Origin of the sequence: Halomonas sp. KM007, from assembly GCF_050709225.1 — a bacterium.
Taxonomy (GTDB): Bacteria; Pseudomonadota; Gammaproteobacteria; order Pseudomonadales; family Halomonadaceae; genus Vreelandella; species Vreelandella hamiltonii.
The window spans coordinates 3,437,394-3,458,193 of the sequence record NZ_CP136131.1 but is presented as its reverse complement, the minus strand read 5'-3'; the positions used below and the strand labels follow the sequence as shown (position 1 = coordinate 3,458,193).

The 20,800-nt window shown below is 62.3% G+C and carries 21 protein-coding genes; 6 read left to right on the top strand and 15 right to left on the bottom strand.

The window, feature by feature from the left end; genetic code table 11:
• Positions 1-48: 48 nt before the first annotated feature.
• On the top strand, positions 49-1,101 hold the full coding sequence (lipA, locus tag RVM27_RS16425; RefSeq protein ID WP_016914094.1) for a lipoyl synthase: 1,053 nt from the start codon (positions 49-51) through the stop codon (positions 1,099-1,101).
• A gap of 73 nt (positions 1,102-1,174) precedes the next feature.
• Here the strand turns inward: lipA and lipB are convergent, their stop codons facing one another.
• From lipB to RVM27_RS16370, 11 genes are all read right to left on the bottom strand, one after another.
• On the bottom strand, positions 1,175-1,825 hold the full coding sequence (gene lipB / locus RVM27_RS16420; protein WP_498957026.1) for a lipoyl(octanoyl) transferase LipB: 651 nt from the start codon (positions 1,823-1,825) through the stop codon (positions 1,175-1,177).
• Between the two features lies 1 nt (position 1,826).
• The gene (locus RVM27_RS16415) at positions 1,827-2,141 is read right to left on the bottom strand and encodes a YbeD family protein (RefSeq protein WP_498957025.1); all 315 of its coding nucleotides are present in this window, start codon (positions 2,139-2,141) and stop codon (positions 1,827-1,829) included.
• 131 nt (positions 2,142-2,272) lie between these two features.
• Entirely contained in the window at positions 2,273-3,478 is a 1,206-nt protein-coding gene (locus RVM27_RS16410; RefSeq protein ID WP_498957024.1) for a D-alanyl-D-alanine carboxypeptidase family protein, read from the bottom strand.
• 66 nt (positions 3,479-3,544) lie between these two features.
• Positions 3,545-4,522 (bottom strand): septal ring lytic transglycosylase RlpA family protein, encoded by a 978-nt coding sequence (locus tag RVM27_RS16405; protein ID WP_498957023.1) that lies wholly within the window; start codon positions 4,520-4,522, stop codon positions 3,545-3,547.
• Positions 4,515-5,492 (bottom strand): lytic murein transglycosylase, encoded by a 978-nt coding sequence (gene mltB / locus RVM27_RS16400; protein ID WP_498957022.1) that lies wholly within the window; start codon positions 5,490-5,492, stop codon positions 4,515-4,517. The genes RVM27_RS16405 and mltB overlap by 8 nt, the downstream gene beginning before the upstream one ends.
• Before the next feature lie 93 nt (positions 5,493-5,585).
• Positions 5,586-6,749, bottom strand: a complete 1,164-nt coding sequence (rodA, locus tag RVM27_RS16395) for a rod shape-determining protein RodA (RefSeq protein WP_287805181.1) — start codon at positions 6,747-6,749, stop codon at positions 5,586-5,588.
• Complete coding sequence (mrdA, locus tag RVM27_RS16390) at positions 6,749-8,656, bottom strand: penicillin-binding protein 2 (protein ID WP_498957021.1); 1,908 nt, start codon at positions 8,654-8,656, stop codon at positions 6,749-6,751. The genes rodA and mrdA overlap by 1 nt, the downstream gene beginning before the upstream one ends.
• A gap of 65 nt (positions 8,657-8,721) precedes the next feature.
• A complete protein-coding gene (rlmH, locus tag RVM27_RS16385) occupies positions 8,722-9,189 on the bottom strand; it encodes a 23S rRNA (pseudouridine(1915)-N(3))-methyltransferase RlmH (RefSeq protein ID WP_498957020.1) in 468 nt (155 codons plus the stop codon).
• Positions 9,186-9,572, bottom strand: coding sequence for a ribosome silencing factor (gene rsfS / locus RVM27_RS16380; RefSeq protein ID WP_096922824.1), 387 nt, complete (start codon positions 9,570-9,572; stop codon positions 9,186-9,188). Before rsfS ends, rlmH begins: the two co-directional genes overlap by 4 nt.
• A gap of 107 nt (positions 9,573-9,679) precedes the next feature.
• A complete protein-coding gene (gene nadD / locus RVM27_RS16375; RefSeq protein WP_498941553.1) occupies positions 9,680-10,330 on the bottom strand; it encodes a nicotinate-nicotinamide nucleotide adenylyltransferase in 651 nt (216 codons plus the stop codon).
• Positions 10,327-11,634, bottom strand: a complete 1,308-nt coding sequence (locus tag RVM27_RS16370; protein ID WP_498941554.1) for a gamma-glutamyl-phosphate reductase — start codon at positions 11,632-11,634, stop codon at positions 10,327-10,329. Before RVM27_RS16370 ends, nadD begins: the two co-directional genes overlap by 4 nt.
• Positions 11,635-11,783: 149 nt before the next feature.
• On the opposite strand from RVM27_RS16370, the gene RVM27_RS16365 reads away from it, so the two are divergent.
• From RVM27_RS16365 to RVM27_RS16355, 3 genes are read left to right on the top strand one after another with little or no spacing between them, the layout of a single operon-like run.
• Positions 11,784-12,638 (top strand): hypothetical protein, encoded by an 855-nt coding sequence (locus RVM27_RS16365; RefSeq protein WP_498957019.1) that lies wholly within the window; start codon positions 11,784-11,786, stop codon positions 12,636-12,638.
• Positions 12,635-13,561, top strand: coding sequence for a GGDEF domain-containing protein (locus tag RVM27_RS16360; protein WP_498957018.1), 927 nt, complete (start codon positions 12,635-12,637; stop codon positions 13,559-13,561). Before RVM27_RS16365 ends, RVM27_RS16360 begins: the two co-directional genes overlap by 4 nt.
• An 18-nt stretch (positions 13,562-13,579) precedes the next feature.
• Positions 13,580-14,977, top strand: coding sequence for a bifunctional DedA family/phosphatase PAP2 family protein (locus tag RVM27_RS16355; protein ID WP_498957017.1), 1,398 nt, complete (start codon positions 13,580-13,582; stop codon positions 14,975-14,977).
• 37 nt (positions 14,978-15,014) lie between these two features.
• Here the strand turns inward: RVM27_RS16355 and RVM27_RS16350 are convergent, their stop codons facing one another.
• From RVM27_RS16350 to mpl, 3 genes are all read right to left on the bottom strand, one after another.
• Entirely contained in the window at positions 15,015-15,635 is a 621-nt protein-coding gene (locus RVM27_RS16350) for a LysE family translocator (RefSeq protein ID WP_039179741.1), read from the bottom strand.
• 84 nt (positions 15,636-15,719) lie between these two features.
• Complete coding sequence (locus RVM27_RS16345) at positions 15,720-16,334, bottom strand: flavin prenyltransferase UbiX (protein ID WP_498957016.1); 615 nt, start codon at positions 16,332-16,334, stop codon at positions 15,720-15,722.
• Positions 16,327-17,727, bottom strand: coding sequence for a UDP-N-acetylmuramate:L-alanyl-gamma-D-glutamyl-meso-diaminopimelate ligase (gene mpl / locus RVM27_RS16340; protein ID WP_498957015.1), 1,401 nt, complete (start codon positions 17,725-17,727; stop codon positions 16,327-16,329). The genes RVM27_RS16345 and mpl overlap by 8 nt, the downstream gene beginning before the upstream one ends.
• A gap of 219 nt (positions 17,728-17,946) precedes the next feature.
• Between mpl and RVM27_RS16335 the strand changes: the two genes are divergently transcribed.
• On the top strand, positions 17,947-18,336 hold the full coding sequence (locus RVM27_RS16335; protein WP_498957014.1) for a glutaredoxin family protein: 390 nt from the start codon (positions 17,947-17,949) through the stop codon (positions 18,334-18,336).
• Positions 18,337-18,360: 24 nt separating this feature from the next.
• Here the strand turns inward: RVM27_RS16335 and RVM27_RS16330 are convergent, their stop codons facing one another.
• Entirely contained in the window at positions 18,361-18,876 is a 516-nt protein-coding gene (locus RVM27_RS16330; RefSeq protein ID WP_287805163.1) for a hypothetical protein, read from the bottom strand.
• A 257-nt stretch (positions 18,877-19,133) separates the two neighbouring features.
• Between RVM27_RS16330 and RVM27_RS16325 the strand changes: the two genes are divergently transcribed.
• Positions 19,134-20,705 carry an ABC transporter substrate-binding protein gene (locus tag RVM27_RS16325; protein WP_498957013.1) on the top strand — a complete coding sequence of 524 codons (1,572 nt, stop codon included), beginning with the start codon at positions 19,134-19,136 and terminating at the stop codon, positions 20,703-20,705.
• The last annotated feature ends 95 nt before the right edge of the window (positions 20,706-20,800 follow it).

Here is a 20,800-nt window from a genome sequence, read left to right as displayed (position 1 = left end):
ATTATCTACCACCTACGTATCAGTTAGCGTGACTCGAGGCTCTCTCCTATGAGCAACACCCCTTCCCAGCGCGTGCCCAGCGGCGAAAAATTCCGCAACGAACACGGCATGACGGTGATCAAGGACGGCATGAAGCAGCGCAAGGCGCAGGCCGATGCGCCCGCCCTTGAACGCAAGCCCAAATGGCTGCGCGCCCAGATTCCAGGCGGCGAGCGTTTCGAAGCCGTCAAGAAAAACGTATCGACTCACCGGCTGAGCACGGTGTGCGCCGAATCCCACTGCCCCAACATGGGCGAGTGCTGGAGCAACGGCACCGCGACCATCATGCTGATGGGCTCCGTCTGTACCCGCGCCTGCCGCTTCTGCGCGGTGGACACCGGCAATCCCAAGGGTTGGCTGGACAAGGAAGAGCCCGAGAATACCGCCAAGTCCGTCGAGCTGATGGGCCTGCGCTATATCGTGCTGACCTCGGTCGACCGGGATGACCTGGAAGATGGCGGTGCCACGCACTACGCCTCGTGCATTCGCGCCATCAAGGCACGCACCCCCGAGGTCGTGGTGGAGGCTTTGACGCCGGATTTCGACGGTGATCAGGCCGCCATCGAGCGCGTGGTCGACTCCGGTCTGGAAGTGTTTGCCCAGAACGTGGAAACCGTGGAGCGGCTGACCTCCAAGGTACGCGACCCGCGTGCCGGTTACCGCAAGACGCTGGACGTATTGGCCCATGCCAAGCGCCACCGCCCGGACGTGATCACCAAGACCAGCCTGATGCTGGGGCTGGGTGAAACGGAAGAAGAGATTCTGCAGACGTTCGACGACCTGCGCGCCATCGGTGTAGATATCGTCACGCTGGGGCAGTACCTGCGCCCCACCAAGAACCATCTGGCGGTAGAGCGCTATGTCACGCCGGAAGAGTTCGAGCGCTATCGCGTGCTGGGCCTCGAGAAAGGCTTTATGGAGGTTCCCTCCGGCCCACTGGTACGTTCGAGCTACCGCGCCGACCGCGTGTTCGAAAAGAACAACCTGGGCCTGGCCGCCCCTGCCGCAGTGCCTGGCCAGGAAACCGACAGCAACCGTATTCCGGCCTTCAACGTCGGCTGATACCCCGCACGAATGTCACCGGCATGCCCCTTTCGGCATGCCGGTGAATCCGTCTTTTGCAGCACTTACTCGATCACGACGCCGAATCCACCAGCGATCGGCCTAGCTGCTCCGCCAGCGCCAGGGCCAATGCCCCCCCGATATCTGCGCCATCGTCCAGCGTCACCAGATCGCCCAGACGCGTCACCTGCATGCCTGCATAGCCACAGGGGTTGATGCGGCCAAACGGCGACAGGTCGCCGTCCACGTTCAATGCAACACCGTGGTAACTGGCCCCTCGACGAATGCGCAGCCCCAGCGATGCAATCTTGGCTTCCCCCATCACCGTGCGGGTATACACGCCCGGCGCATCCAGCTTGGCCCAGGCATCGACACCATGGCGGGCCAGCACGTCGATCACCGCATTTTCCAAGGCGCTGACCAGCTCACGCACACCGATCTTGCCACGCCGCACGTCCAGCAACGGGTAAAGCACCACTTGCCCAGGCCCGTGATAGGTCACTTGGCCGCCACGGTCGGTATTGACCACCGGGATATCGCCCGGCATCAGCAAATGTTCGGGTTTGCCCGCCTGCCCCTGAGTGAAGACCGGGTCGTGCTCGACCAGCCAGAACTGGTCGGGCGTATGCTCGTCACGGCAGTCGGTGAGCTCGCGCATGGCTTCCCAGACAGGCTGGTAGGGCCGACGCCCCAGGCGATGCAGCTCGATGGGTGCGGGGCTCATGTCACACCACCATGTGCACGCGGCCCGTGGCTTTCAGCTCATCGAACAGGCTGGCCAGCTGCTGTTCACCGGTAGCCACGATGGTCACCCGTACCGATTGGAAGCGGCCATTCCGACTATCCACCACCTGCAGGGTGGTTTCGTCGAAATCTGGCGCGTGCTTGACGATGACCTGGCATACACAAGCGGGAAAATCATCCGCCGCATCGCCTACCACCTTGAGCGAATAGTCGCAGGGAAAAGTGATCTTGGGCGGCTCACTGACCGTGGAGGGCCGGCGCAGATCACGCAGCGGAGACTTGGTATCTTTTTTCATGAGTTGCCTATCTATGACGAATGCTAAAACGAATGAAACCCTGACGATGACGCCAGAGCTTCTGGTTGCGACCGGGAGGCTGGAGCACCGCAGGCAGGCCACGGCGGCCTGCCCAGCGTGCTCGAGGCTCGTCAGCTTCTGAAGTTGCCGATCAGGTTGCTGAAGAAGCGCTGCACCTGATCGAAGAAGCGCTTGAACAGGCCGCCCTCTTCGACGTTTTCCAGCGCCACCAGCTGGCGCTCGCCGACCATTTCGTCACCCATGTAGACTTCCAGAGTACCGACTTCGTCGCCAACGGCGACGGGCGCACTCAGGTCGCTATCCAGATTCAGACGCGCGCGCAGCTCTTCGTTGCGGTTGCGCGGCAGCGTCATGAAGACTTCACCATCGACACCCACGCGTAGTTCATTGGTGTCACCACCCCACACCCGCGGCGTGGCCAATACGGCACCGCGCTCATAGAGCTTCATGGTTTCATAGAAGCGGAATCCGTAGCTCAGCAGCTTCTGGGTTTCCTGGGCGCGAGCCTCTTCGGAGCTGGTGCCCATGACCACGGAGATCAGGCGCATGCCATCACGCTCGGCAGACGACACCAGGCAGTAGCCCGCTTCGGTGGTCCAGCCGGTTTTCAGACCATCCACCGACGGGTCACGCCACAGCAGACGGTTGCGATTGGGCTGGTCGATGCCGCCAAAGGAGAAGTTGCGCTGTGAGTAGATGGCGTAGTGGTCAGGGTAGTCGTTGATGATGTACTGAGACAGGATGGCCATGTCTCGCGCCGTGGAGTAGTGCTGGTCACCCGGCAACCCGGTGGCGTTCTGGAAATTGGTGTTGTGCATGCCCAGGCGCGTGGCATGCTGGTTCATCAGGTCGGCGAACGGCGCTTCGCCGCCGGCCAGATGCTCGGCCATGGCCACGCTGGCATCGTTGCCGGACACGATGATGATACCGTGCAGCAGATTTTCCACCGATACGCGGTCGCCCACCTCGATGAACATCTTGGAGCCACCGGTACGCCAGGCATTTTCGCTGATATTGACCATGTCGGTCAGGTTGATGGTGCCACGGTCCAGCTCCCGCTCGACCAGGTAGGCGGTCATCAGCTTGGTCAGGCTCGCCGGCGGCAGGCGCTCGTCGGAATTGTGCTCGGCGAGAATACGTCCGCTATTGGCATCCATCAGAATCCACGAGCTGGCCGCCAGCTGTGGAGGTGCAGGAATGATGGTCTGGGGTTGCGGCTGAGGAATCACCTGCGCCGAAGCAGGGATCGCCACGACGGTCATGGCAGCAAAAAGACACAGCTTGGCGGTCCGGCGAATCGATATCAATACATTCATCACACACGTCTCACTTACATTGGGTGGCAGCAGGGTGACGCTGCCGGGTGACTAAATTGGAACGCATTATCGCACTATAAACACTTGAGGAAAGCCCGCCCGGCGCAGATCTTCTCGGGCCTGGTTTTCCTGGGCAGGACTGACGGGCCCTACCTGAACACGATGCACCTCGGCCTCGCTTTTCACACGCACGCCGTGGGCCAACTCCCCAGAAAGGCGCTGCTGCAATTGCTGGGCACCCTCTGCCGTGCCTAACGCGGCAATTTGCAGGAAGATGCCGTCGCCGCTTGCCTGAGCGGGCGCTGGCGAAGGGGAAGACGCTGGCGCAGCCGGAGCGCTCTCGATACTCGGTGCCGACGCCGCGGGTACCGGTGCGCTTGCCACCGTCGAGCGGGTCGCCTCCCCACCTCGACCACGCTCTGCCAACCATTGCGCAGGGTCGATGGCCTCGACGCGAACAGGCCCCGTGCCATCGTCCAGAATGCCCAGCCGAGCCGCAGCGGCGTAGGAAAGGTCGATTTCGCGATCACTGTGGAAAGGGCCACGGTCATTGACGCGCACGATCACCGAACGGCCATTGGTCAGGCTGGTGACACGGGCAAAGGTCGGCAACGGCAGCGAGCGATGCGCCGCCGTCATCTTGTACATGTCGTAGATCTCACCGTTGGAGGTGGCGTAGCCGTGGAATTTTTCACCGTACCAGGAGGCCGTGCCCTGGCGAGCATAACCCCGCGAGTCCGGCAGTACACGGTAGGTTTCGCCCCACACCTCGTAGGTGGGGCGATTGCCTGCACGTGAGGGCTGCTCGATGCGCGGCTCGGCATCGGGCACCTGGCTGACGTCCGGCGGTGCTACCGGATAGGCATCGCCGGACATGGCATACCGTTCGCCGCTGGGAGCGGCGCTGGCCACGGGCGAAACGCTGGGCTGCGACGCGGCGCTGCCGCTGTCACGCTGCGGCGCTTGGCTGGCACAGCCGCTCACCAGCATCGCCAACACGAGAGAACCGCTCACATAACGGGCATTGGTCAACAGGTTAGTCATGCTCACTCTCAAACTGATGCTGGATCGCGTCCGCCAATTCGGCCACGGCCATGCCGTAAAGGTGGCTGTGATTGTAGCGAGTAATCACATAGAAGTTGAATTCACCCAGACGGTAGCCTTGCTCATCTTCTGAAAACTCCAGCAATAGCGGCACCACGGGGGCATCAGGGGCCAGCGGCGCCTCGCTAGTGATGCCCTGCTCCACCATGTCGGCGGCGGTCAAGGAGGGGCGCGAGGTCTGGTTGAAGGCGATGCCTTCGGGGGCTTCCTGTGGGCCGACGGCATCGTGGTAGATGGCGCCATCACGCTGCCAGCCATGCTCGGCAAAGTAGTTGGCTACGCTGCCGATGGCATCGACCGGGTTGTTCCACAGGTCGCGAATGCCGTCGTCATCGAAATCGACCGCGTAGGCCTGGTAACTGGTAGGAATGAACTGCGGATAGCCCATGGCCCCGGCGTAAGAGCCGTAGAGCGTTTCCGGCTCGACACCCTGCTCGTAGGCAATGGCCAGGAAAGCAGCCAGCTCGCCACGGAAGAAGCGCCCCCGCTGGGGGTGATGAAAGGCCAGCGTTGCCAGCGAATCGAGCACCTTGTGCGTGCCTTTGTGACGCCCGTAATAGGTTTCCACGCCAATGATGGCGGTAATCACCTCAGGAGCGACACCAAAGAATTCTTCGGCACGCGCCAGCGTCTCGGCATGCTCGCGCATGAACTCGGCACCTTCTTCGATACGCTGCTGGTTCAGAAAAATATCGCGATACTCGAACCAGCGCAGACGCCGTTCTGCCGCCCCCGCCATGGCATCCAGCACGTTCTGGCGAAATGTCGCCTGCTCCAGCGCTTGCGTCAGCCACTGCTCGGGTACGCCCTGCTCCACCAGTTCACTGACCAGTTGGCGCGTCTGCTCGTTGACGCGGGGGTCGAAATCGACCTCCTCGGCCGCCCAGCTGGCCGAGGCTGAACATGCCATCAGCGCCGCCAGTAAATACCTGCCCGCTCTTCTTCGCGCCCTGTTCATTTGCTTACCACTCCTGTGAAAAAGCGTCGACTGCACTTTGATCATTCAACGCGGCAATAGCCGCCGATGGGCGTGTATCGACATGAGAATACCGAACCCGGCCAGCAAGGTCACGCTGGAGGTGCCGCCGTAGCTCACCAGCGGCAGCGGCACCCCCACCACGGGCAGGATGCCGCTCACCATGCCGACATTGACAAACACATAAATGAAGAACGTCAAAATGATACTGCCCGCCACCAGACGTCCAAAGGTGTCCTGGGACGCCGCCGCCAACCACAGCCCACGACCGACGATCATCACGTACAGCAGTAGCAGCAGCAACATACCGACCAGGCCGAACTCTTCGCCCAGCACGGCAATGATGAAATCAGTGTGGCGCTCGGGCAGGAATTCGAGCTGTGACTGCGTGCCCTCCAGCCACCCCTTGCCCCACAGGCCACCGCTACCGATGGCGGTGGTGGACTGGATGATGTTCCAGCCGGAGCCGAGCGGGTCGCTCTCCGGATCCAGGAAGGTCAGCACCCGCTGACGCTGGTAGTTGTGCATGTTCATCCACAGTAGCGGCAAGCCCGCCACCACCAGGGCCACTACCAGGCTAATCAAGCGCCAGGAGAGCCCCGCCAGCAGCACCACGATCAGCGCCGCGCCGGCCATCAAGAGCGAGGTTCCCAGGTCTGGCTGGATCGCCGTCAAGACCACCGGCACGCCAATGATCAGGGCACACACCGCGATGTCCCGCAGCCTCGGGGGGAGCTGACAGCGATTGAGGTATGCCGCCACCATCAGCGGTACGGCCAGCTTCATCATCTCAGAGGGCTGGAAGCGAATCACGCCGGGTATTTCCAGCCAGCGCTTGGCTCCCATGCCGATATCGCCAGCAATCTCCACGGCCACCAGCATGGCAAGCCCTGCGCCATAAGCCAGCGGCGCCCAGCGCAAAAACGTGGTGGGGGAAAACTGTGCCAGCACGAACATGCCCACCAGGGCCAAGCCAAAGCGCATGGCCTGAGCAATCACGACTTCGATGCGCTGCCCAGAAGCGCTGTAGAGCACCAGCAGGCCGCCCGCCATCAGCGCCAGCAGCAGGCCCACGAGCCAAGGGTCGATATGAATACGCTCCCAAATGCTCTTGCGCCTGGCGATGCCGCTATCGGGTGGGCGAACCGGGTGCCCTCGCCAAGAGCGCATCAGCAGTTGCAGCGGCATCATCAGTTACCCTCCACGCGACTGTTATCCTCTTCCAGCACTTCCTTGACCTCATCGGCTTCCGGCGCCGCCTCTTTCAGCAGCCAGGCATCGGTCATGGCGCGCGCCATGCGGGCAGCATGGGTACTGCCGCCCCCGGCATTCTCGACGATGACCGATACGGCGATTTCAGGCTCTTCCAGCGGGGCAAAGGCCATGAACAGCGAGTGGTCGCGCAGCCGCTCTTCCAGCTCTTCGGCGTTGTAGCGCTGATCCTGGCCCAGCGAAAACACCTGGGCCGTACCTGACTTGCCACCCATGCGATACTCCAGGCCCACCCCGGTGCGCCTTGCCGTTCCTTCGCTGCCGGTCAGCACTTTCTCCATGCCATTGAACACTCTGTCCCACCAGTTCTCATTGGCCAGGTCGATGTCGGGCAACGTGTCCGGCAGTTCCAGCGAAACGGGGTCTTCACCAATGCGCAGCGCCAGCCGAGGCTTGACCCAGTGACCACGGTTGGCCAAGGCCGCCGTGGCACTGGCCAGTTGCAGCGGGGTAATTTGCCAATACCCCTGACCGATACCGACCGAAAGGGTTTCCCCCGGGTACCAGGGCTGGTTGAAACGTGCGCGCTTCCAATCACGAGAAGGCATCAAACCGGTGCTTTCTCCCTGAACGTCGTGAGCGACCCGCTGCCCGAAGCCAAAGTTGGACATCTGATCATGCAAGCGATCGATGCCAAGGTCATGGGCCAGGGAGTAGTAGTAGGTGTTGTTCGACACGGCAATGGAGCGTTCCATATCGACACGCCCATGCCCCCACCGCAACCAGTTACGGTAGCGACGGGAGTCATTGGGCAGCTGATAGAAGCCCGGGTCATTGATGGTGCTGTCCGGGGTGATCACCCCTTCCACCAGCCCTGCCAGCGCCAGAAACGGCTTGATGGTGGAACCCGGGGGGTAGTGGCCACGAATGGCGCGGTTGAACAGCGGCAGGTCGATGTCTTCCTGCAGGGCGCGGAAAGACGCCACATCGATCCCGGTGACGAACTGGTTGCTATCGAAACCAGGCGTCGACACCATGGCCAGAATTTCCCCGGTGCGCGGCACGATGGCCACGATGGAGCCTCGCCGACCCTCCAGCAGCTCGTAGGCGAGCATCTGAAGCGAGCGGTCCAGGGTCAGGGTCAGGTTGGCACCGGGTACCGGGTCGGTGCGCCCCAGCTCGCGCAGCACCCGGCCACGGGCGTTGGTTTCGACCTTGCGAAGCCCCGCCTGGCCGTGCAATTCCGACTCGTAAAAACGCTCCACTCCGGTCTTGCCGATAAAGTGGGTGCCTGCGTAGCGGCCGGTATCCAGGGTTTGCAGCTCTTCGGCATTGATCCGCCCCACATAGCCCAGCGCATGAGCCATCATTTCGGCATCCGGGTAGTAACGCAGCAGCTGGGCTTCTACCTCGACCCCGGGCAGGCGGTGGCGATTGATGGCCAGGCGGGCAATCTGCTCTTCACTCAGGTCGCTCATCAGCAGCGCGGGCTGAAACGGCCGCTGGCGCTGGCGAGAACGAACGTTGAAGGCCTCGATCTCTTCTTCCGGCAGCTCCAGAAGTTCCACCAGCAGCGCCAGGGTATCCTCCAGGCTGTCGACACGCTCACGCACCAGCGTCAGGTTGTAGGTCGGTCGGTTTTCTGCCAGCAGGGCGCCGTTACGGTCGTAGATCAACCCGCGATTGGGCGGCAGCGGCTCGACCCGCACGCGGTTTTTCTCGGAGCGGGTGCTGTAGAGGTCGTGCTGGACGATTTGCAGATACCCCAGCCGACCGACCAGCAAACCGGTCAAGACGATGACCACGAACACTGCCAGCAGCGACCGAACACGGAAGATACGCAGCTCTTGCTCAGGGTTCTTTAGCGTGTCACGGCGCTTGGGCATGGCAACAGACAACTCTCAATCAAACGATGTACGCAACGGCCACAAGGGTCGACAACAGGTAACTTCTAACGGTGATAAGGGTGACCCACGAGCAGGGTCCATGCCCGATAGAGCTGTTCGGCGAGCATGATCCGCACCAGCGGGTGCGGCAGTGTCAGCGGTGACAGCGACCAGGCCTTGTCGGCCATGGCCGAGAGAGAAGGCTCCAGCCCATCGGGCCCGCCGACCAGCAGCACTACGTCCTGACCAGACATTCGCCAGGCATCGGCTTCCTGAGCCAGCTGCTCCGTGGTCCAGGGCTTGCCCTTGACTTCGAGAGCCACGACGATTTCATCGCCGCGCAGCTTGTCGCGGATCCGCTGGGCTTCTTGAGCTCGTGCTTTGGTGATGTCGGCATTCTTGCCGCGCTGGCCCAGCGCGATCTCTTCGATTTCCAGGAAAAAATCACGCGGTAGCCGTTTGCGGTAGGTCTCCACGCCTTGTTCCACCCAGGCAGGCATTTTGGTTCCCACCGCCAACAGCCGAACCTTCATGACATGGAGGCTCGCTCTTCGACCTGACGCAGCGCATCGCCGATGGCGCCCGCATCGTTGGGCAGGTCTGCCCACAGACGCTCGAGGTCATACAGCGCGCGCGCTTCGGGAAGCATGACATGAACGACGATGTCACCCAGATCGACCAACACCCAATCCGCGTTCTCACCGCCTTCGACACCGCGAGGGTGCAGACCGGCAGCCTTGGCTTTCTCGACGAGATTCTGCGCCAGTGCTGCCACATGACGGGTAGACGTACCGCTGGCAATCAACATGAGGTCGGTGACCTCGGTCAATTTCGACACGTCCAACTGCGTAATATCACGAGCTTTAAGTTCTTCTAGCGCTTCGATGGCTAGGTTTTTCAATGTATCGATGTGCATGTCTCCTGACGACAACCCCATTATTGACCTGACGATGATAGACGCCCGCCATTGGCAACGGGCGTTTGAGGCGGCCATTGTAACGGCTTCTTTCACGACTGCCAGCGCTATTCGCTGCTTTGATACCAGCCCTGTTGCAAAATGGCCGTTTCCACCGCGTGGGGCAGTAAATAGCGCACGCTTTCGCCTGCTTGCAGACGCTGGCGAATGTAGGTCGCGGAGATGGCCATCAGGGAGGGCAACTCCAGCACCAACAAATGCCCTTGAGCATGCTGCATCATCGTCTCGACGCTGTAGACTTCGCGATTGCCCACCAGTTCCTTCAACGTTGCTGGCCAATCGTTGTTGTACCCAGGCCGAGCGATCACCACGACGTGCCCTAGCGCCCAAAGACGCTCGGCACGGTCCCACTGATGGAGTCGCAAAAAAGCATCCATGCCGATCACCATCACCAGTCGGGCCGAGGGGCCGTAAAGGTCGCGCAGCTCCGTCAGCGTATCCACACTATAAGAGGGGCCTGCTCGGCGTAGCTCACGGCCATCGGCCAGCAGGCCAGGGGTATCCGCGATGCCTGCTTCCAGCAGGGCCAAGCGCTGCTGCGGCGATACCTGCGGCACACCGCGCAGCGGTGGCTGCGGCGCAGGCACCATGTGCAGCACTTCCAGGCCCAGCGCGTCGCGCACTTCCAGGGCACTGCGTAGATGGCCGTTGTGCACCGGGTCGAAGGTGCCACCAAACATGCCGATACGCTGGCTCATTGGCGAACCTGGCCGTCTCCGAACACGATGTATTTCTGCGTGGTCAGGCCTTCCAGGCCGACCGGGCCACGGGCGTGCAGCTTGTCGGTGGAAATACCGATCTCCGCCCCCAGGCCGTACTCGAACCCATCGGCAAAGCGTGTCGAGGCGTTGACGATCACCGAACTGGAGTCCACTTCGGCCATGAAACGGCGCGCCAGCGTGTAGTCCTGCGTGACGATGGCATCGGTGTGGTGGGAGCCGTATCGCTCGATGTGTTCGATCGCTTCGTCCACGCCATCTACCACTTTGATGGCCAGGACCGGGGCGAGGTACTCCGCGTGCCAGTCCTCCTCGGTTGCTGCCAGCGCCTGGGGCAACAGCGCCCGCGCCCGCTCGCAGCCGCGCAGCTCTACCTGGTGCTCGGCGTAGGCACGCGCCAGCTCCGGCAGCAGAAGATCGGCAACCGGGGCATCCACCAGCAGGGTTTCCATGGTGTTGCAGGTGCCGTAGCGGTGGGTCTTGGCATTCAGTGCGATGGCCAGCGCCTTGGCAGGGTCGGCGGTGGTATCGATGTACACATGGCAAACGCCATCCAGGTGCTTGATCACCGGGACACGCGCTTCCCGCGAAATGCGCTCGATCAAGGACTTGCCGCCACGCGGGATGATCACATCGACATACTCGGGCATGCTGATCATCTCACCCACCGCGGCGCGATCCGTGGTAGCAACAACCTGAACGCTACCCTCGGGCAGGCCCGCGTCTGCCAAGCCTGCCTGAATGCATCGGCTCAGGGCCGCATTGGACGCACTGGCTTCCGAGCCTCCACGCAAGACGCAGGCATTGCCGGACTTGAGACACAGGCTGGCGGCTTCCAGGGTGACATTGGGGCGCGATTCGTAAATGATGCCGATCACCCCCAGCGGAACCCGCATCTTGCCGACCTGGATACCGCTGGGCCGGTAGCTCATGCCATCGATGGCACCGACCGGGTCCGGCAGCGCCGCCACTTGATGCAGCCCCTCGATCATGGCATCGATCCGCGCGTCATTGAGCGCCAGGCGATCCAGCAGCGCGCTGTCCAGGCCATTGTCCCGGCCCCGCTGCATGTCCTCCTGATTGGCCTTCATGATCTCGCCGCGCGACGCCTCAAGGCGCTTCGCCATGGCATACAGCGCCTGATTCTTGGCCTGGGTATCGGCACGGCGCAATACGCTGGCCGCCGCCCTGGCCCCCTGCCCCACGGCCACCATGTAACGAGCCACATCGCCGGCCGCCAGATGGTGTTGGGCGTCTTGTTGGAATGCGTCAGCGCTGCGCATGGGATCTCCCTGTGTAAGCAATACTGAAAGTAGGTAGGCTTATATTACGCCATGAGGGCATTATACTGAGGGATTGACAGGTTCGAGCCAAGCAATGCGTTATGCTACGGCCGAGTAACCCTCGTTTATCAGCCAGATAGTAAGCCACCATGCAAAGCAAATACAAAATCAGCTCGCTGAGGGCGACGTTGTTCGCTGCCGCCGTCGCGCTGGCCTTCTGGACACCCACCGCGCCGCTGGCAGCCGCCATTGCGCTATGGCTGGCCGTGGCCTGGCTGTTCATTACGGCGCTACTGCTCGACTTCAGCCATCGACGCTCGCGAGGGCTGCCTTGGCAGTTGCTGGCCGGTACGCTCCTGCTGTCGCTGATTGCCGTTGCCCCTGAGCGTCACCTGTTGCTGATATGGGCCTGGGGCGCAGTGTTCATGCTGCCACAACCCCGCTGGGTGGCCACCTTCAATGTCTGCGCTGCCCTGCTGGCCTGCCTGATCATCCAGCCACTGCTCACCCTGCCAGAGTGGTGCCTGCTGGTGGCATCCTTGGGGACGCTGTGCCTGCTGGCCATGGCACGGACTTACCTGCTGGTGCACTTGAGCGGCACCATGCGCCAGCGCCTGCGGTTGATTCCGGGGCTCAACCTATGGGCAGGGGAGCAACTGCTGCGTGATTTGACCAAGGAGCAGACACGCTCCGAACGAGAAGCCATTCACGCCGAAGTGCTGGTCATTCATCTCCGGCTCCACCAGCTCTGGCCCGCGGCTCACAAGCTGTGCAGCCTGGTTTACAGTTTCGAAAACGTTTATCGCCTCAATGCCACGACCCTGGCCACGCTGATGCTCTCCAAGACGCCCCGTGAAGCCGAACATCGTCGTCATTTGCTGTGTGCCGCGCTGCCCGAACACGCCGTTTGCCAGCCCATGCCCTTGATGGAGCTGGAGCTGGAAGCGCTCACCCTGGAGGCCCTTGCCCAGATGGGCAAACAGCGGCCGAGCGACATCACATGACCACCAGCCAGCCCCCCAAACGGCTGATGGGCCTGGCCTACGGCGCGGGCCTGATCATCATCTGTGCTTACACCGCCTGGCTTTATGCCATCGGCAGCTACCGAGAGCTTCTGGTACCGCTGATCATGACGACCCTGCTGCTGGCCAGCCTGATGATGCACCTGGGCCAGGGGGTCAAATCGTGCCTGCCGCGCCTTTTGCTGCTGGGCAGCCTGTTTCTGGTCGTCGTGCACGCGGTGCTCACCCATGCCAACCTGTCACTGCATTGGCTGGGACTGCCTTTGGCCGCCGCGTTCATACTGCTGCCGCTGTGGGGAGCCCTGGTCATCAACCTGATGGCCATGGTCGCGATAGGCTGGCAACTGCCCGCACTGCAGGGAGAAACTGCGCTGGGGTTCGCCGCACTGACCCTGCTGCTGGCGCTTCCCCCGTGGGAGCACGCCCGGCGCAAGGCGCTGTTGAGGGCAACCGACCCCAACGACAACGATTGCGATGCGTACCATATCGATACGCTGAAGGAGCGCCTCAGGAATGAGTTTCAGCGCGCCGCAATGCTCAACAAGCGGCTGGCCGTGCTGGTGCTGCACTTGCCGCAGCTGGACATGGCAGAGGAGCAGTTTGGCCAGCGCGCCAAGACCGCGCTGCTGGGTGCGCTGTGCAGCGAGGTCAATAGCCGCTGCCGTGATCACGACATTCTGGGCCGAGCGGGCGGTGCGACCTTCTGGCTGGTCCTGCCCGACACCAGTGAAAGCGGCGCCCTGCTGGTCAAGGAGCGCCTTCAGCGCGCCCTGTCACGGCGCGTACTGGTTGAAACAGGCCAGTTGGAAGCACGGCTCGCCACTTGCCTGCCCATGCGCAAGGAGAGCTTCGCGCGCTACCTTCAGCGCCTGGAAGCACGCGCAGAATCCATTACCCATTTATAACCGCTGACGGAGTCACTCTTGGCGATTGTCGACACCCTGCTCTCTCTTACCCTGTCTCCTCCCTTGCTGCTGCTTCTGGTGCTGGGCATTGCCCTGGTGGAGTCGCTGGCACTCATTGGCCTGCTGGTACCCGGGGTCGTGTTGATGACTGCGGCGGCCACCCTGGCGGGCCACCAAGGGCTCGACCTGCCCTGGCTGATTGGCGCGGCGTTCATTGGCGCGATCATCGGCGACAGCGTCAGTTACTATCTGGGCTATCGGCATCGCGAGGCGGTGTTGTCCCGCTGGCCGCTGTCGCTTCACCCCGAGTGGGTGGGGCGTGGGGCGCGCTTTTTCGAGCGTTACGGCGTTTACTCGGTCTTCATTGGCCGCTTTGTTGGGCCTGTTCGCCCGGTGATTCCGCTGGTGGCCGGCATGATGCAAATGCCGGCACGCACCTTCGCCTGGGCAAACATTACCTCGGCAGCGCTCTGGGCTCCCGCCTATGTACTGCCTGGCTATCTGGTCGGCCATACCTGGCAGCAGCGGCTGAATCTGCCCACGAACGTGGAAATGGCCGTCATCCTGATTGCCGTCACGGTGGTGGTATTGGCCGTGGTGTTTTCATGGGGGCGTGCCCAGGTGGACCGCCAGGGGCGCGTCTATTTTGCGCTGGCACGCATCGTGCGGCGCATTCCGGTCATGCGCCGCCCCTGGTTGGCCATGAGCCGTTCGGGGGAAGTGCCGCTGGGTTCCCTGCTGCTGCTCATTACCGCGCTTACCGGGGCCTCTGCCTGGACGCTGTACGTGATGCACCATGTGACGCCGTTGACGGTCGATCTGGAAGCTCAACGGCTATTCGACTGGCTCGACTCCCCCTGGCTTGCCCACGCCAGCCTGCTATTGGCCATGATCGGTGACAAGGCGGGCATCGTGGCACTGGTCAGCCCGTGGGCGTGCTGGCTGCTGGTGGTCAAACGCTTCGATGCACTGCTGCATGGGGCTCTGGCCCTTGGCGGCATTGCCCTGATCAACACCGCGGGCAAGGCACTGTTCGCCCGGGCACGCCCCACCACCCCGGACCACCTGACCGGCTCATACGCCTACCCCAGCGCGCACACCTCTACCTGGGTGGTGATGATCGGACTGGCGGCCGCCGTGATGGCCGCGCGGCTGCCTCGCCAGCGGCGTGCCTGGGTATACTGGATGGCCATTGTCGTCACGCTGCCGATGGCGCTCTCGCGCTTGGCTCTGGGCGTGCACTGGCTGAGTGATCTGGTGGGAGGCGCGCTCATGGGGCTGGTGGTCTGCGCTCTGGTTCAGCTCAACTGGCAGCGGCGCTATCGCACGCCGCTGCCACCCATCCCCTGGGTGACGCTCACAGGGGCATCGCTGCTGCTGGTGAGCGCGAGAATGCTGCTGTTCGGACCGATTTGAGGGCGCGGCAAAACGTGGCTGGCACGGGCTGGCGTGATCAGCCCAGCGCCAGCCACGCGCCCACGCCAAACATCAGCGTCCCGGCAATGCGGTTCAGCAGGCGTACGTTACCGCTTTTGCCCAGCACGCGACGCAGCGTCTTGCCTCCCGTGGCATACACCAGCATGCTGCCGAACTCGATGACCAGAATCAGGGCAATCAACAGGCTGAGCTGGGGGGCCAGCGGGCGGCTGCTGTCCAGAAACGGCGGCAGCAGCACCATGAAGAATGCCCAGCCCTTGGGGTTGGCCACGGCGGTCACCAGCCCCTGCATGGCCAACTGCCAGCGGCCTGCAGGCGGCCCTGTGTCCAGCTCGCTGGGAATGGCCATGCGCCCCCGCGAGCGCCACATCATCACCCCCAGATACGCCAGGTAAGCCCCACCGATCCACTTGAACGCAGTGAACAGCTCAGGCTGGCGCAACATCAACGCGGCCACCCCTGCCCCTGCCGCCGCGGCCACCAGCCCCACGCCAATCAACTCACCGATCATCATCCAGAGCGTACGCTTCACCCCCTGGGTCATCCCCAGCACCATGGCCAGCGTCATGCACATGCCGGGAGTCAGCGATACGAACAGAAAGGTTGGCACGAAGACCGATAGAGTAGCCCAGGACATGGTGACGCTTCCTTGTGATGAACGGTGACGAAAGTCAGTAAGATGGCGAATCGCAAACACAAAAGGGCGGTGGCACCGCCGGGATTACCCTTCGCCCCAGCGTGGCATCAGGCGGTGCTCGATACCCAGCTGGTTGAGAATCCGCGCGACGATGAAATCGATCAGGTCCTCCATGGATTGGGGGCGATGATAGAACCCGGGTGCGGCAGGCAGGATCACCACGCCCAGGCGACTCAAGGTCAGCATGTGTTCCAGATGAATGGGGGAAAAAGGGCTCTCCCGGGGCACCATGACCAGCGTGCGCCGCTCCTTGATCGCCACATCGGCGGCGCGTTCGATCAGGTTGTTGCTGGCCCCGGTGGCCACCGCAGAGAGGGTGCCGGTGGAACAGGGGCAGATCACCATGGCGGAAGGCGCGCCGGAACCCGAGGCCACGGGGGCCATCCAGTCTTCACGCCCAAAGCAGCGAATTTGCCCGGGCTTGGCACCGCTTTGCGCCATCAAGGCCTCTTCCAGTCGCTGAGGCTGAGCAGGCAGCGATACATCCGTTTCCGTGGCAATGACCATATGGGCCGCCTTGGAAATCATCACCCACACTTCATGACCCGCCTCGACCAGCACGTCGATCAAGCGCAGGCCATACTGGGCCCCCGAAGCGCCTGTCAGGGCCACTGTCACAGGGGGTTTGAACTCACTCATGGGATACTCCCGTGTCAGCGTTTGCCACTGCCAACGCCGCCAACAGGCGCTCGTGAACGCCATCGAAACCACCGTTGGACATCACCACGATGCGGTCGAGCGGTGCCGCCTGGGTGACCACTGCCTGTACCAATGCATCGATATCCCGATACAGCGACGCCCGCGACCCTTGCACCTCTACCAAAGAGTCCATCGACCACTCCACGCCAGCAGGCTGGAACCAGAAGCTGTGATCCGCGTCGGCAACGCTGTCGTTCAGACGTTCACGCAGCGCGCCCAGCCGCATGGTGTTGGAGCGCGGCTCGATCACGGCCAGCAGCCGTCCCCGCGGTGTGGCGGCACGCAGCCCCTGCAGCGTGGCGGCAATGGCGGTGGGATGGTGGGCAAAGTCGTCGATCACCTGAATGCCGTTGACCTCGCCACGCACCTCCTGACGACGACGGGGCGTCTGGAAGCGCGCCAGCGCCGCGCAGGCACGCGGCAGGTTCACCCCGCACAGTCGTGCAGCCGCCAGGGCGGCCAAGGCGTTGCGGGCGTTGTGCTCCCCGGTGAGCGACCATTCCACCACGCCGTCCTCCTCATCCTGCCCGCCGCTATACAGCACCTGAAAGCGGCTGGCGTCGGCCTGCTCCAGGCGCAGCTGCCACTGGCTGTCGGCCTCGCTGCCAAAGCGTGTGACCGGGCTCCAGCTGCCCATGGCCAGCACCCGGTCAAGCGCGGGCTGCTGGTCAGCCACCAGCAGGTGCCCCTGGCCTGGCACGGTACGCACCAGGTGGTGGAACTGGCGTTCGATGGCGGCCAGATCGGGAAAGATATCGGCGTGGTCGAATTCGAGGTTGTTCATCACGGCGATCGTTGGCCGGTAGTGCACGAACTTGGAGCGCTTGTCGAAAAAGGCGGTATCGTACTCGTCCGCCTCGACCACGAACGGCGCCGCCGCGCCCCCAAGCCTGGCCGAGACGCCAAAGTTGCGTGGCACACCGCCAATCAGAAAGCCGGGCTCCAGGCCCGCGCTCTCCAGCAGCCAGGCCAACAGGCTGGCCGTGGTGGTCTTGCCGTGGGTGCCCGCCACCGCAATGACCCGGCGGCCCGGCAGCACGTACTCCGCCAGCCACTGGGCACCCGAGGTGTAGCGCAGGCCGCTATCGAGCAGCGCCTCGACTTCCGGATTACCGCGCGAGAGAGCGTTGCCCACCACCACCAGGTCCAACGGGCCCTGCAGATTGTCGGCGCGATACCCCTCCATCAGCGTGATGCCCGCCTCGGCGAGCTGAGTGCTCATGGGCGGATACACGTTCGCATCCGACCCACTCACCTCGTGCCCCAACTCTCGGGCCAGCAGCGCAAGACTGCCCATAAAGGTGCCGCAGATACCAATCACATGTAAACGCATGGGCGAGCGCTCCTTCCATGACCCTGACAACGGACTGAAATATCAGCCTAAATGCATACATTGGGAGAAAGATTATCATGCCCGGGACGCCAGCTCATCTGGTTCCCTTCGCGATGCCTCGTCACAGGGCAGGAAAGTGACAATGGGTGGCTTTTGATGCAGGATGCGGCACCTATCGACCTAAACCACCCCGCTGCGCTGGCGAGAGGAGCTTTTATCATGCGCATTATCGTTCGTTACTTTTTCCGTGGCCTTCGCGTGCTGCTGGCCCCGGTGATGCTAGTGTCGGAAAAACTCTCCACGCCGCGCTCGGTGGAGCGCAGCGCCGAGGAGCAGGCTGAGGTCGACGCGGCCTGTGAGGCATTGGCGCTGTATCAGTTTCGTACCTGCCCTTTCTGCATCAAGGTACGCAAGGAGATGGCGCGGCTTGGTTTGAAGATCGAACTGCGCGATGCCCAGTTGGATCCAGACCACAAGCAGGCACTGCTGGAAGGCGGCGGCAAGGTCAAAGTGCCCTGCCTGCGCATCGCCCATGAAGACGGTCGTGAAGAGTGGCTCTATGAGTCCGATGCGATCAATCGCTGGCTGCATCAGCGCTTTGGGGCCTGATTAGGTGCCTTAGCACCTGCCACCTCAGAATTCGACCTTGCGCGCCGTGACATCGAATTCGATAGCCAAGCTGACTCCCTCTTCCGCAAGAGGGTCAGCCTCCGGGCTATGCTGTAGCGCCAGCAGCCCCTCGAGGGTGCCCTGAAGATGTAACCGGCTGCCTTCGCGCTCCACCCGAGCAAGCACCACGGTCAGCTCGTCATCGCTGGCCGTGTAGTACGGCGGGTGAACGACATCGCCGATCAGGTGCAGCACTCGGGCATCGGTGAGCCGCTCGTCGGCCAGCACCAACTGAATGACCAGCGCGTCTCGGGCCGCCCATTTATCCGGGTCCCGGTAGCCGGTCATCTCCACCACCCAACGGTCTCCCTCTTCGATGAACGTGGCGCCGGGCTCGCTGCTTGGATCGAGGACGAACCACTGATGGTCGTCGCCATCCAGCGTCCCCGTGATCTCGGCCACAGGGTCACCGGCGCCCGCCCAGCCTGTGGTGGCCAGCAAAACAGCCACCAGTAACGGTTTAACGCCTTGTATTTTCATTGCCTTTCCTTGTTACCTAGCTACTGAGCACGATTGGACGGCTCCGATATTGCGACTTTAGTCTAATTTAAAGACCTATGGTTGCCGCGCCAGCCCTGATCATTCAGTAGATGAATGAGGCCTGTCATTATTTCGATTGTGTGTCACAACCACCTGTCTCTATGTTGTCAGGATAGCTTACGAGCTGACCGTGTCTGTTTTGTGGATGGGCCATCCGTCGACAAAACGAACAATAAACAATACACATGGGAACGATCATGACGCTGAAAAAGACACTACTGGCCACTGTCGTGGGTGCTGCCATGGCAGGCACCGCACTACTGCCGCTGACTGCCAGTGCAGAAACCCTGCGCATCGGTTACTCGGCCGACCCTGAAACCCTCGACCTGCACGAACAGCTTTCTGGCGGTGTCCTGCGCTTCTCGCATTTGTCATTCGACCCCCTGGTGCGCTGGACCAAGGACTTCCAGTTCGAACCGCGTCTGGCCACCGAGTGGGAACAAATCGACGACACCCATGTACGCATGACCCTGCGTGAAGGCGTTACCTTCCATTCCGGCAACCCGTTCACTGCCAAGGACGTGGTCTGGACCATCGAGCGCCTGAAAGAGAGTCCGGATTATCGCGCCATTTTCGAGCCGATCGCCAGCGCCGAAGCGGTCGATGACTACACCATCGAAATCACCACCACCGAGCCTTACCCGCTGCTGTTGAACCTGGCCACCTACATCTTCCCCATGGACAGCGAGTTCTACACGGGCGAGACCGACGACGGCAACGACAAGGCGGAAATCGTCAAGGCAGGCAACTCGTTTGCATCGCGTAACGTTTCCGGCACCGGGCCCTTCGTGGTCACCGACCGTCGCCAGGGCGTTCGCGTCGACTTCGAACGCTTTGAAGACTACTGGGACACCGAAAGCGAAGGTAACGTGACCAGCATCGTGCTGACGCCGATTGCCGAAAACGCCTCCCGCGTGGCGGCCCTGCTGTCCGGTGGCGTCGATTTCATCGATGCCGTACCGCCCAACGACCTGGACCGTGTGCGCGATGCACAAGGCGCCAATCTGGTTGAAATCCCCGGTACGCGTATCATCGGCTTCCAGCTGAATGAAGAGCGCGTCGAGGCTTTCCAGGATGCACGCGTGCGTCAGGCCGTCGACCTGGCCATCAACCAGGAAGGCATTGCCGACCGTCTGATGCGTGGCTTTGCAACGCCCGCGGGTCAGTTCTCACCGGAAGGCTACTCCGGCTATAACGCGGACCTGGTACCGCGTTACGATCTGGAGCGTGCTCAGGAGTTGATGGCGGAAGCGGGCTACGAAGAGGGCTTCAGCGTCGACATGATCGCCCCGAACAACCGCTACGTGAACGATGCGCAGATTGCCCAGGCCGTAGCCAACATGCTGGCGCGTATCAACATCAACGTTAACCTGCGCACCATGCCGCTGGCCCAGTACTGGCCGGAGTACGACACGCGTCAATCCGACATTGCCATGATCGGCTGGCACTCGGACACCGAAGACACCGCCAACTTCTTCCAGTACCTGTCGTTCTGCATCGACACCGAGAGCGGTGCCGGTCAGTACAACTACGGCAGCTACTGCAACGAGGAAATCGATGCGCTGGTAACCCAGGCCGACAGTGAGACCGATCTGGAAAAACGCGGTGAAATGCTGCGTGAAGCCGAAGCCATGCTGTACGAAGACGTTGGTTTCATCATGCTGCATTGGCAGAACCTGGCCTATGCCGCCGCTGACGGCATCGACATCGAGCCGGTGGTCAACGCCACCGACTTCCCCTACCTGGGCGATCTGGTGATTACGCGTTAATCACCCCTTAACGACATAACCCACGCAAGGACGCTTCGCTCTCCAGGATTCAGGAGGGCGAAGCGTCGTGCATGACGCGACCCACCGGGCAGCGC